The organism is Pseudomonas sp. GZJR-8, assembly GCF_002916705.1.
GTDB lineage: Bacteria > Pseudomonadota > Gammaproteobacteria > Pseudomonadales > Pseudomonadaceae > Aquipseudomonas > Aquipseudomonas synxantha_A.
Map to the genome: position 1 here is coordinate 470,428 of NZ_JXSI01000002.1, position 12,047 is coordinate 482,474.

The 12,047-nt window shown below is 50.6% G+C and carries 11 protein-coding genes; 6 read left to right on the top strand and 5 right to left on the bottom strand.

Annotated elements, in window-relative coordinates:
• Window positions 1-49: 49 nt before the first annotated feature.
• Both TK42_RS05375 and TK42_RS05380 read right to left on the bottom strand, forming a co-directional pair.
• Complete coding sequence (locus TK42_RS05375; protein WP_103733755.1) at window positions 50-817, bottom strand: hypothetical protein; 768 nt, start codon at window positions 815-817, stop codon at window positions 50-52.
• A gap of 112 nt (window positions 818-929) precedes the next feature.
• Window positions 930-1,475, bottom strand: a complete 546-nt coding sequence (locus TK42_RS05380) for a GNAT family N-acetyltransferase (RefSeq protein WP_103733756.1) — start codon at window positions 1,473-1,475, stop codon at window positions 930-932.
• A 162-nt stretch (window positions 1,476-1,637) separates the two neighbouring features.
• Between TK42_RS05380 and TK42_RS05385 the strand changes: the two genes are divergently transcribed.
• A complete protein-coding gene (locus TK42_RS05385) occupies window positions 1,638-1,871 on the top strand; it encodes a hypothetical protein (RefSeq protein WP_003192651.1) in 234 nt (77 codons plus the stop codon).
• 6 nt (window positions 1,872-1,877) lie between these two features.
• Here TK42_RS05385 and TK42_RS05390 read toward each other — a convergent pair whose 3' ends face one another.
• On the bottom strand, window positions 1,878-2,372 hold the full coding sequence (locus TK42_RS05390) for a GNAT family N-acetyltransferase (RefSeq protein WP_103733757.1): 495 nt from the start codon (window positions 2,370-2,372) through the stop codon (window positions 1,878-1,880).
• Between the two features lie 119 nt (window positions 2,373-2,491).
• Between TK42_RS05390 and TK42_RS05395 the strand changes: the two genes are divergently transcribed.
• From TK42_RS05395 to TK42_RS05410, 4 genes are all read left to right on the top strand, one after another.
• Window positions 2,492-3,007: a GNAT family N-acetyltransferase gene (locus TK42_RS05395; protein ID WP_103733758.1), complete on the top strand. Its 516-nt coding sequence runs from the start codon at window positions 2,492-2,494 to the stop codon at window positions 3,005-3,007.
• Between the two features lie 546 nt (window positions 3,008-3,553).
• On the top strand, window positions 3,554-4,543 hold the full coding sequence (locus TK42_RS05400) for a hypothetical protein (protein ID WP_103733759.1): 990 nt from the start codon (window positions 3,554-3,556) through the stop codon (window positions 4,541-4,543).
• A complete protein-coding gene (locus tag TK42_RS05405) occupies window positions 4,536-5,150 on the top strand; it encodes a hypothetical protein (RefSeq protein WP_103733760.1) in 615 nt (204 codons plus the stop codon). The genes TK42_RS05400 and TK42_RS05405 overlap by 8 nt, the downstream gene beginning before the upstream one ends.
• Window positions 5,151-5,697: 547 nt before the next feature.
• Window positions 5,698-9,771 carry an AAA family ATPase gene (locus TK42_RS05410; protein ID WP_103733761.1) on the top strand — a complete coding sequence of 1,358 codons (4,074 nt, stop codon included), beginning with the start codon at window positions 5,698-5,700 and terminating at the stop codon, window positions 9,769-9,771.
• 549 nt (window positions 9,772-10,320) lie between these two features.
• On the opposite strand, the gene TK42_RS05415 is transcribed toward TK42_RS05410, so the two are convergent.
• Window positions 10,321-10,551 (bottom strand): DUF6124 family protein, encoded by a 231-nt coding sequence (locus tag TK42_RS05415; protein ID WP_103733762.1) that lies wholly within the window; start codon window positions 10,549-10,551, stop codon window positions 10,321-10,323.
• A gap of 454 nt (window positions 10,552-11,005) precedes the next feature.
• On the opposite strand from TK42_RS05415, the gene TK42_RS05420 reads away from it, so the two are divergent.
• Entirely contained in the window at window positions 11,006-11,452 is a 447-nt protein-coding gene (locus TK42_RS05420; protein ID WP_103733763.1) for a GNAT family N-acetyltransferase, read from the top strand.
• 59 nt (window positions 11,453-11,511) lie between these two features.
• On the opposite strand, the gene TK42_RS05425 is transcribed toward TK42_RS05420, so the two are convergent.
• Window positions 11,512-11,886 (bottom strand): GFA family protein, encoded by a 375-nt coding sequence (locus TK42_RS05425; protein ID WP_103733764.1) that lies wholly within the window; start codon window positions 11,884-11,886, stop codon window positions 11,512-11,514.
• Between the last annotated feature and the right edge of the window lie 161 nt (window positions 11,887-12,047).

A 12,047-nucleotide genomic window follows, 5' to 3' on the forward strand; every position in this document is an offset into this window, starting at 1 on the left:
CGACTATTGGGTGGGGGCGCCATGAGTCTTTCAAACACAGCGTGTCTATCTATTTTATTGAATCATGCAGATGAACGAACGGGGTGCGTTCCTGAGGGGATGTTGGGTTCGCCTTACAGTCCACGGCCAGTTCGGTGAGCGCGATCATTCGATCGTAGCGCACGAGCATCATTTGCACGTAACAACACATCAGGAAGAAAAAAATATTGACCGCTGCTACGGCAAATATCCAATCCATGTGGGCGGTGATCCCGGCGCTGTCCAGGGTTTTGGCAAAGCTTGAGAGGCCGATAACCAAAGCGAGGGCCCCGGGTAAAATACCGACTTTTTCCAAAGCCCCAGTGACCATGTAGGTGCGCTTTTCGAAACTGTCGCGTTCGCTTTTCAGTTCCAGTGCCCCAAGCTTCAGGGTTTCTCTGGACAGTGCTACGAGCTCTGGCAAATGCCGTGCTTCCACTTGCATGACCGTTTTTACGTTCCACTCCAAAAGATTGGCGAATGGGGCGGTGAACATTTTCATTAATGAATGGCGGTACAGCAGCACCCCTAGCAAAGGGTAAAGAAACATCGCCAGGTAAGAGAACGCAATCAGCCCCCAGCTCACGCTGAACCACCAGTACGCTTGAAAGGCTTTCCCTAGCCCGGCCAGCACAATCGCAAGGATTGAGGGACCTACCACTGCGAGCCAGAAGTAAAGAACGCCAAATCGGTAATCCCAGCCAGCTTGATTTTGCTTGCGACTGTTGCGGATCGTTTGTTTATAGGTCTGCTCGATTTGGGCGTTGATGTGCAGGTATTTTTCAATTTCAGAGGTCATGGCTTTCCTTAGGTGTTATCTGCCGGTTGCTTGGCATTCTGTCGATTCCATTCGTAGGATGAGCGGCTGGAGCAACCACGGTCGTGAATCGTGGGAATGGGTTGTAGGGGGCTCATTTATTATAAGTGTTGATCAACGATCTCAACGTATGGTCCTCCCAAACGCCAGCAATCTTCAGATAGGCTCGCGCATAACCTTCCTTTTCAAACCCCAGCGACTCCAGAAGGCGTTCACTTCGCACATTGCGGGGTAAATGATTGGCCATGATCCGATGAAGCCCCAACTGCTCAAAGCAATGACGGTTAGTGACCTGAAGTGTTCTTTTCATCAGGCCACGGCCCTGGGCAGATTCCGCCAACGAGAAGCCGAGATGACAGGCCTGAAAAACGCCCCTCACAATGTTCGTGTAGTTACACCGCGCTAGAACCTCTCCGCTCTCGGGTTCAAGCAAGAGGAAACACAGAGCGTTGCCAGCGTGCATATTGTTTACCTGCTGCTCCACCCTGGCCTTGGCGTTGCCAGTGGTGAAGTATTCCTCGTCCCTGAGCGGCTCCCAGGGTTGCAGATGCCTGCGGTTGACGCTTTCGTAACGGCTGATCCTCTCGAAATCGTCGCGGCACAATGGCCGAAGGCAGTAGCCCTCAACGCAATAATCCATAAGCCCCTCCAGATTTACCAATGGCCCCCCACCTCACTGCGTAGCCGCAAAGAATAGCGCCGCTGCGCGTAAAGCGACCCCTTTCACTGCAAACAGGTCTACCATGCCAGCCCCGGCAGTGGTTCCACTCGCTCCCGAACTCCATTTTTCAAGGTAGCGATAATGTCCATCGACCAGATCTCCCTCCCCAAAGGCGTCGGCCCCCACGCCGCCAAGCTGCTTGACGCTATTACTGGCGCCTCCACCCATGAAGAACTTAACCGTGCTGGCGGTAAAGCCGAGGGCTTTGTGCTGGGGCTGGAGGCCACCAAGGCGATCAAAAGCCAGATTGCGGAGTCGCTGTATGTGGCGTATGACGACGCGGCGAGCAATCGGGCTGGTGAACTGAAGGGCTAGTGCACGTCAGTCCATGGTTCCGGAATGAGGGCCAATCGCCGGAATAGGCTGACGAACATAATAATTGTCGAATTCACTGCTTTCGATGAACTGGAAGCCATGGCGAGTATAAAAGCGATTCGAAGCGCTTTCTTTGAGAGCCCCCACTTTAATAGGCAGCGCAGCCGCATCCGCCTCTTTGAAAATCTGAGAGAGAACAGCAGACCCTACCCCTGACCCTTGCGCGCTCGGCCTTACATACAAGTGGTCGAGCAAGAGTTCATTGGGGTGATGTTTGACCACTACGAAACCCACCCTCTCTCCAGCTGCCTCGATGTAGCGTGTATTGCGAGCTTCAAAGCCGCCACGAAACCGCTCCCGCGCACGGACCGGGTCAAATCGCCCAACACGCTCCAGACTTTCGCGCATGGCCTCAATTCGAATGGCTACCAGATTATCCAAGTCGCTTTGTTGAACTGGGACCAAAATGATGGGGGAATTTTGATTGGGTGTGACGGGCATATGGTGTGCTCCAACTACCATCCTGGGGGGCCAGTATAGAGAGCCTGATACTGATGAAGCGACCCGCATGATATGTTCACGGCATACATGGAGTAACGGACCCCAGGAAGGAAATTGCAATGCCAGTGGACACCCACCCAATCCGCATTCTCTCGCAACGCCTGAGCATTGAGCCCTTCTGCGAGCAGGACGCTGTTGAGTCCTTCCCTTGTATCACGCCGACTCTGACTCGCTACATGTCCTGGGAACCGCCTGCCTCGCTAGAAGAGTACGCGCAAGTCTGGGGGCAGTGGCTGCCTGCGATAGCGGATGGCAGCGATATCGTGTTCACGGTCAGGGAGCGGGTGAATGCCCGTTTTACCGGCTTGGTCGGGCTGCACCATACCGGCAGTGAAACACCGGAGTTGGGTATCTGGATCCGTGAAGATAAACATGGGTTGGGGTTTGGTGGTGAAGCGGTGCAGGCGGTTGTTCAGTGGGCTAGCCGGTGGGTGGTGGCAAAGCACTTTATCTACCCTGTTGCGACGCAGAATCGTGCGAGTCGACGTATTGCTGAAGCTTTGGGGGGAGTCGTTATCGAGAGGCGGATGGCGGAGAAATATGATTCGGTTGTGTACCGGATACCGGTGGTTTAGCTCTCTGGGTATCAGGTTGGCCGATTGCTGTCCTTCACGAACGGCAGAAATCGGCCAGAAGCAGACGCCACTCAATTCAGCGCGCTGATTGTGATTGCTCTCGAAATCAGGGAACGAGCGACGAGTCCTCCTTTCAAAAGCGTAACGAATCCTTCGATACCGCTTTCCAGACACTTCAGCTTTTCCATCGCCAATTCCTTATTTGATTCGCATCAGGTCATAGAACAGCCGCGATCCGCTCGGATGCCATCAAACGAGATGAAAACAACACAGTCGCACCACCAAGTGCGGCATACCGCACATGGTGATTACGGCATCCCTGGGTGTTCATGGCAATGAGGAGACTGTCCATTAGTGGTTCTGCGCAACGTCGCGGCGCTGTAGCGCTTGCTGTGATCTTTCGGGCGGCAGGTAGCCGCCGCTGCGGGGTTGAGTTTCCTGACAGACGGCAGGAACAGTGCCCACTGCCATAGGTGACAAAAAACTGATGAGGAACTATGGTTGGCATCAGTTTGCCATCCGTAATCCGGAACGTAGAGGGATCTAATGTCAAAGCCACCGCGCCCCGTTGAGTTGGGTAATTTTGTCTGCAAGTTCGGCAGCAAAAATCTCCTCGATTATTTTGAGACTGTTGTCTATCCAGCTTTTGCTGATGATGGCCTAGTGCGGAAGTACAGTGATACGAAATACTTTTTTGATAAAGTTGAGTTGATAACCATCGACGGCAGAGTTCTACTGGTCGGTAGATTCATAAAAGATATGATTCTGGAGCGGGAACAGATTTATAAGCAGTCACAGGGTTTGGTAGAAGATCACGATGAAATGCAATCCTCTCCGTCAGCAATATTTGTGCTGGTTCTGGATGTCCATCGCTTGATCTATTTGAAAGAAACTAAATTTGCACCCACTCTGGAAAATTTTAAATCAACCATTGAGAGTTTCATCAAGGCAAAACACAAACTGTACATTGATGATCTCGCCGAGGAAAGTAAGGCGGCGGGAAACCGAGTGACGAAGAAGACATTATTGCTTGAGCATTTTCCGCCGACACTAGACATAATTCCTTTGACATCAGCTCATAATGTGGAAGATTTCATTCGGCAGTATGAAGTGCTCAGCTCCGTGACCTATAAGTTTTCAGATAGGAACGATGAACTGGACAACGAAGGGTTTTTCCGGGCAGTTCAGAGACAGAAAGACGAGGTAGGTAGTCGTACCACGACAATCAAGCACTCAAGTCCAGAGGGGCTAGAGAAGGAGGCCGTGATCGAAGAGGTTCAGGCTGCAACAGTTCAGGGTAACCAGCGGGTAGTGATGGTGGGAAAAGATTCATCTGGAAACACCGTTAGGGGTGACAATAATGATTTCCAGCTCAAAACCTCGATCGAGGTTACCAGTCATACACCGGTTCGTATCGCAAAAAAAATGTTTAGTAAGTTTTTGGAACTCCTGGGTGATGGTTTGATTCAAGTCGAAAACCCGCCCAAACGTGCGCGTGAGAAACTAGCTCCCTATCGAGATAATGACGATGAATAACGATGATCTGTCGGCCAAGGCTTTGACGGAGGAGAAAAGCCTGTGGGCCGTCTATCTCAGGGCTCGCCGGATCCCTTTCAACTCTTTCAATATTTGGACAACAATCGCCGTTGTGGGTCTCGTGACCGCTCAATACTGCGTTTTAGAAATTTCTCTTGATGAAAAACTTAAAATAGTGAGGGAATTTTCGTCAATCGCGATGGGGATTGTCGTCTCTGTGCTTGGGTTTCTTTTGGCGGGGTTCACAATCTTCGCCACCATTAGCCAACCCGATATGTTAGTTGCTATGTCGAGGCACCGTCACGAGAAGTCCGGTTTATCCTATTTGAAGAATAATTTCTTTATTTTTATACGGATCTTCATCTATTACTTGGTATATACCATAGCTTGCTTATTGATAACAGTTTTCGGGGTTAAGGGTGGGCTATTGTACAAGCTGATCTCTATGTCGCCGATTGGGTGCCATATCGAAGAGTGGCTTGTAGGTATTTCATATGTTTTTCTTTATGGAGGCATGTTCTTTCTTATGATGCAGCTTAAATCCTTTATCTACAACGTTTATCTTTCAGTGATGACCGCTATCAGGTGGAAGGCTACGCAAGATTGATGAGGAAGAGGTGACTCCCGAATATCCGCTTCCGGCCATAAGCGTACGCTTAAGACTGGTCATCTTTCGGCCAAAAGAAGACGCTCAAGGCGTCTAGAGAAGCGGGGGCGACTCGCAATGATAAAACAACAGTCGTACAGACATCACTACGTGCCCCAGTGGTATCAGAGGGGATTTCTTCTACATGGTCATACGACTGAAAAAGGGGACCGATTTATTTACCTGAATATAAATCCGTCCCCTTTTTTGCTCTAGTTTCGTAGACCCCCGGCGACCGCTTCTGGCCGATTTCTGCCCCTCATGACAGGCCGCAAACGGCCAGAAGCGGTCCTTCGGAAGGAGAACGCGGAGATATAGAGTAGGGCTCTCGAATGTCAAGAGCCGCAGGATTGCTTGGTCATTAGGTGCCTCTCTATCTATAGCGAAAATTGCCGCTTCATTGGTAGACGGCTTTGTTTAACCGCTACAATAAAGTCCTTCAGAAGCATTGCTGAGAAAATTAGCACAATGCACGATAACCCTATATAGATGGATCTCCCCCGCGAAAATGGACAAAGAACAGCTATTCACCGCAGGCGGTGACGGACTCATCCCGCAGGCTGACACCGCCCGACAAGCGGTGGACTCGCTACGTGGGTACGCCTATCAGGTGACTGCAGCGGCATTAGCATGGCTGGATGTTAGTGAGCAAGCTCGGATTTTTCTCGAGGTTGCAGAGGACTACGCTACTATGGCTAATAATGTTCTCAAAGCTGTGCAGGTTAAAGACACTCGCGCGTCAACTACCGTAACTCTAAACACCAAGAGTGTCCGCGACGCTATTGCTAACTTTGTTCGATTGAGCAATGAAAACCCCGCAATCGAAGTTCATCTCGAATATTTCACGACTTCCGATATTGGCAAAGAGTCGGCTGGTTCTACTGTGTTTCCGTTAGGGGAGCGTGGATTAGCTTACTGGCGTTCAATCGCAAAAAGCGGAGACGTGACATCACTGCGTAGCTTTCTTGAAAGCGAATCTCTCGTTGAGCAGGTTAGAGTGTTCGTACGGGCGCGCGATGATGAGCAGTTGAGAAATGATTTGCTGCGGAGGATTCACTGGAACTGCGGCCAGCCCGATATTGCAGCATTGCGCAGAGAATTCACACAGCGTCTGGTGGTAGTGGCAAGAGAGCGATTCCAGCTATCGGCTTCAGAAAGTGAAGGTATTGCAGACGGACTACTTTACCGTGTACTTGAGAAGAGCATTGGGAAAGTCGCTTCAGAACGGATATTGACACGCGCTGACTTGATTGTAGCTATAGATGCATGCACTAGAATTTCAATCCCTAGGAAGGTTTTCGACATACTGACAGCGCTGAGTAGCGGACTTGGCGGCGCTGGAGGTAGCGGTACTCAATCGAGCATTGGAACACCGACCTTGCGATGGCTCATCGACGGTCGGACACTTCCCAAACCCCGTGGTTTTCTATCACGTCCGCTTGTGGAGAAAGGCATAGAGGCGTCCTTACGCGAGGCAGGTGCCTGTTTTATTACTGGCACTAGCGGAGTGGGGAAAACTCATGTAGTCCGAGCTGTTGCAGAAACGATAAGCGACCGCTTTTTCTTGGTTGACTTTCGCGATGCAGATGCGGAGGAAGCAAAGAACCGGCTCGATTTGTTGCTTTCTCGCCTAGGCGGGCTACAAGCAAAGCTCATCCTCTTAGAGGACCTGAATTGCTATGAAAACCCCCAAGTGGAATTGCTGCTAAGTCAAGTTCTTCAAGCTCTAGGACGACGCGATGTAGGAGTAATGATTACTTGTTATAAAAAACCTACAGGCCGCGAGCTTGCTAATCTTGGACTGACGCTTCACAGCGCTCGTGAATGCTTGTATTTCACAACGGAGGAGGTGGAACAGTTAGTGCTAATACACGGGGGCAATCCAGCAGCCTGGGGGAAGTTAGCTCATATCACAGGCGCTTTTGGACACCCTCAGTTGGTACATGCATTCATTGCAGGAATGGCCGCTCGAGATTGGCCAAGTTCTGAGTTATTTCAGCTGCTATCGGCCGGTCTGTCATCTGGGGATATCGAAGAGGAGAGAAATAGTGCGCGTCGGAAAATTGTGGCCGTGCTACCAGAGCCTACAAGAGATCTCCTGTATCGTCTCAGTCTTTTGATTGGACACTTCAACCGGAATCTAGCCCTTACCGTCGCTGAAATACCTCCACCTGGGAGCACTCCGGGCGAAAATCTTGATGCGCTAATTGGCCCATGGGTGGAGACCATTGGGAGGGATCAATACCGTATTTCACCATTGGCAGCACGGTTTGGAAAGGAGATGCTTTCTCCGTCTCTTCAAACTAGCATACATAGCGGAATCGCGAGGCATTTAATTTCTTCTCCAAATATAAATGCCGATGACATTGACAGAATTATAACTCACGCCTTGGCTGGTAAAAGCACCGGTGCGTTGGCAATGGTGGCTGTAAAGCTAATGACGGCAGATGAGTCTGTCATTGGATACCTTAGCGAAAACTTTTCGTTATTCCATGTATTTGAAACAAGTCATTTAATTTACCCAGAAGACATTAATATTTCAATAATGCTTCGCATGGTGCAGTTCAAAGTACTCGCAACGGCCAAGTCAAAACAGGCGATACCCGCATGTGTTGAGGCATTGCGCAGAGAGATTTCGCGATTGCCAGCGGGACGTGAAAGAGATGCGATCTACGTATCCGGCTTGCTCGTCGTATTAAACTTTTTAGGTGTCGCTAACTATCTAAGTGACTGGTTTTCGATTCTGCAGGAATATCGAAAATTCGTACAAGGAAACTCTTTAGAGCCAGACCTAAATTTTGAAACTATAGAGCAGGATGTTGGCCCGCACGGCGGAGTGTCAGGACTCTTCGCGGTCGGGATCGCGGAACTGGGAAGCGTTTCCATACTGGAAAATATTGTAAGCCAGCTGAATTTGCTTGAGCCGAGTGACAGAAAAGCATACCTAGAAGTTATTCAGGATGTAACGCCCGACTTCTCCGTTTTGGTGAATGGTCCCTGGGTCTCCCAAGACCGAACGATGCTAGATTATAAAGATGCCGCGGCGCGTTACAGTCGCATGGCAAACTATACACATGATTGGGGTATTCCCTCTCTCACTATACAGTGCTGGATTGCTCGAGCAGTTATGTTCGATGAGCACGCAAATGATCAGCAAGCCGCTCTTTGCGTACTCGATGAAGCAGTAGCTAGATGTGGCAACGATGTGTTGTTAGCACGCGCGCGGGCTAAAATTTACTGGCGCGCGCAGAAACACCCTGAGGCATTATTAATCCTACGTGGTATCGTTGATATTATTGGTAAAGATAATTGCGTAGAGCGGGCTTTCGCTCTACGAGAGGCTGCCATTAGTGCAGCTAAGACCAACGATTGGCCCCAAGCAAAGCAATGGTTTCTAGAAGCCAGGTATTCGGCATCTAGCGTGGACCTCCATGACATGAAGGTCATGGGTATTGGGCTCGCCGCAGACGCTGCCGTAGCAGCCTTCGAATCAGGAAGTTTGCAAAGATCGTTGATCTTGATTGGGCAAGCCATGACAGAGCTGGAGAGTATTGATCCCCGAACCTCTTTGCGATCTATTTACTGCCACAATGTCGTCCGTCACACTTTACTCTGGCTTATGTCACGTATAGAAGATATACGCGTGGAAGTCGCGGGCAAACCTATACAGTTGGTCCCTGGCTGCTGCAGTAATCCTGAACCACCAGAAGCTATTGCCGGGCATCCAACTGCTGCAATGGACATCGCTTGGTACATGCTCGCAAAATTAGACGTCTTGGCTCGCACTGGTATTGGCTATGCGGCTCAAATCCGTGAAAGACTGGGTGAAAATGTCATACCCAGTTTAGAATTTATCCTGCGCATGAGAGAGCTTGTAGTTAGTATGGAAGACCTGAACCATGAGGAATTCCCCGACTGCGCTCGGCGCTTCGCGGAAAGTGCGTCTCTTGTGTTTGGTCAAACATCTCTATCGGATTTAGACATGCTAGATCCTGCTCGCGAACCTATTCCTGTACTAAAGCTAGCACAATTTGACGATCACTCTAACCGTTTTTTTAGAGAGGCAATATTTTCATACGCAATTAAGTGCGCAAGCAAACATCGTTACGAAGAAACCGAAAATCTCAAAACTTCTATGGTTTCGCGATTCGGTGCAGAGGCAGTGGGGAATACTGTTTTTTCAAGGATGGGGGGTGACGAAAGGTCTAATCCGCCTAAAAGTTTTGAAGAAACACTTATCGATAATTTATCAGCTTTTCGCTCCACCGTTCACCCCCTGCCTGTAGACTATGCCTTAGCGGGCATTAGATCGTTGCAACTAGTCGCGAACTCGTGTCTGAAAGGTGATCTAATACCCGTGATTGCAACTTGGCAGCGCTCAGCCTGGACAAGGATTACTTCCACTGAAGTCCTCAAGCTTTACAGACCTTTAGATACGGTTCCTCCTTTGATATCAGCTTTAAGAAACTCCGCAAATGACGAAGGCTTTCTATATCGGCTGATATTGTTAGCGGCAGATGCGACCAGATTGGATCTCGGAACAGACTTGCGAGCTGAGTTTCTGTCGAAATCTGGCGCGTGACCTAGCAATGGTAGTTTCTTTTCTGCTCTGCTAGCTAGGGATGTAGCGCTCTACTTAGCGTTAGACTCGCCGCGAGGAAGAAATTAATGCATCCAAGAGCAGGATGCCGCGACAGACATACGAATTATCAGGGAGTTAGTCCCTATTCTGAGGGGGATAATGCATGGACCAAGAGTTGATCAAGAAACATTTTTGGACTAGTGCTTGGAAGCTTTGGGCCAAATATGGGATAAAACTAAAAATCTGATTGCCATGCTGTATCCAGAACTCGACTGGATGACATGTAAGATTGGGCAGAAGGTTATCAGCTCAAACAAAAATTACGTATTCACACTGAGCGATCTAGAGGCGCTCTAACAGAGTTATCCTGAGTAGCCGGTCGAAATAAGTCGGCCTCAACTTTTGAGGCCAGCGAATGACTTCTTCTGGCCGAAAGCGGTCACTGCTTTCCTCATCCGGTCCACCCATCAAGTACAAACTCGCCGAGTCGTTGAACATGGCTACGACGACGCGGCGAGTTATCGAGCTATTGAGTTGAACGCTTAATCATCAGCCAGGGCAGGGTACTTCGCGGCCGAGGAGTCTGGCGGTGAGGAGTACACCCAGTTCGCTCAGTTGGTGGATGGCGAGGGCGATGTCGCGGTGTTTGCCGTTGAGGTCTTCGGACAGGTCGAGCAGCAGGGTGCTCACGCTGGTGAAGGTTTCGTAGCTGTTGGTGATGAGGGTTTCGTTGCTGGCGTTGGGGGCGACGGTGAAGAGGATGGTTGAATCGTTAACCATGGTTAAGTTCCTTGCTTGGGCCACTTCCCCATCGCTACTAAACAATAAGGGCGGTAGCTGTACGCAGGTTAGTAGACCGGTGGAACCTAACAAAACCGGCGCGTCCGAGGACGCCCTACGCACAGCCACCATCAAGCACAGACGGGAGCGTCTGATGGATGAAGCGTGTGCACTTGTTAGGTCTAAGGTGGGCTACTAAACCCGATCACTGAACAATTCAGCGACCGAGCCACCTTAGAGACGGCCACCTCAGCGCACAAGCCGGCGGATTCTGACGCAGGCGTAGGCAATGGAGCAAGGTGTGGCAGGGGAATCGGATTTTGCCTTCAGGCGCTGCGTGATCGTGTGAGGTTTTCGCGAGCAAGCTCGCTCCTACAGAAGTGACCTTGCAGTGTTCATCACTTCAAACGAAATTGTTAGCATTGAACGAGTTTCATATGGGAGGCAGGGATGGATGAAACGATATGAGGTTCAACGGATCACCCACCTTCCGCGCCAGATACAAGCGCTGGAAAAGGAAGCCGTTGGCGAGGGTTTCAGGTTCCTCACTCGTCTGATTAACGAATGGCACTCTGGAGCAAACCGCTTTGATGCACCCGGCGAGTGTCTGATGGCGGCCTATTTGAACCAGCAACTGATAGGCATCGGCGGTCTTTCAGTTGATCCCTATGCTGACAATAATGTGGCCAGACTGCGACGGGTGTATGTCGCAGCTTCGTCAAGGGGGCAACACGTCGGGCAGGCGCTGGTAAAGGCGCTTGTTGAACGTGCCGCTCTCAGGTTTCAGGTCGTGCGTCTTTTCACGGATACGGCTGAAGGAAGCAGCTTTTATGAGCGCTGTGGCTTCAAGCGAACAGATGAGGCTCAGGCGACTCATATCATGCGGCTTGGCGGTTTCTGAGGCGGGCAGCTATTTGCCGGTTTCAGCCTGTTATAACCAGCTGAAATGACTTGAAGCAGTCAGCCGCACCAGTGCACTGCGGAGTCGACATGAATGTGTTTTTGCTTTTCAGCTATGAAGGGTGTGTCGAGCGTGCCCAGGGCTATCGAAACCCAGTCGGCAAACTCGCCTTGAGATCGTGACCAGAACAATGTTGAGCCACAATGCGAGCAAAATTCGCGTAACACGGTTTCTGAGGATGCGTAGGTTCTGATGCTGTTGGCGCCGGAAAGTACCCGTAGTGCGTCACGGGAAACACTGCCGTAAGAAGCGAATGCGGCCCCGTGACTTTTGCGGCACTGGCGGCAATGGCAGTGGCTCACTGACTTGGGCGTGGCGGACAGCTCGTAAGTGACGGCTGCGCATAAGCAGCTTCCCTGATACACCGTTGTCATTCGCTTTTCCCGTCATGCGAAAACGTCAGCGTAACCGTCTCGCTCTAGTCAGTCGACCTACAGCTGCTAGTCAGGAGCAGACGTGGCTGTCGTCAGCCGACTCTCCCATCACACGCCCATCAAGCCAAATCGCCGAGTCGTTGTAGGTGGCTTGTGACGAC